This is a genomic window from Neisseria sp. HMSC70E02 (genome assembly GCF_001838645.1).
Lineage (GTDB): Bacteria > Pseudomonadota > Gammaproteobacteria > Burkholderiales > Neisseriaceae > Neisseria > Neisseria macacae.
Genome location: NZ_KV838106.1, coordinates 1 through 315, shown reverse-complemented (window position 1 = coordinate 315; position 315 = coordinate 1). Strand labels below are relative to the sequence as shown.

1 pseudogene is annotated in these 315 nt (G+C 51.1%); it reads left to right on the top strand.

Going from position 1 to position 315, the window contains the following annotated elements:
• A pseudogene (locus HMPREF3277_RS09040) lies at positions 1 to 315 on the top strand (hypothetical protein); the annotation flags it as partial.

The following is a 315-nucleotide window of genomic DNA, read 5'->3' as shown; positions in this document are numbered from 1 at the left end:
CACTGACTACTGCCGGTCTGAACAACGGCGGCAATAAAATTGCCAACATAGCCAAAGGTACGGAAGACACCGACGGAGTGAACGTCAGCCAAATCAAACCGTTGGCAACAGCGCTGAATACGACCGTTGGTGCGGACGGTTCTATCGCAGCACCTAACTTTACCGTCAATCATGCCGACGGTACGGCAGGTACACCTGTACACACCGTTCAAGACGCATTGAACGAGGTTGGTAAAGAGTTGAACAAAGGTCTGAACATTGCAGCGGACAATGGCAATGCGGACAAAGTCAACCTGGGCGAAACCGTTACCTATA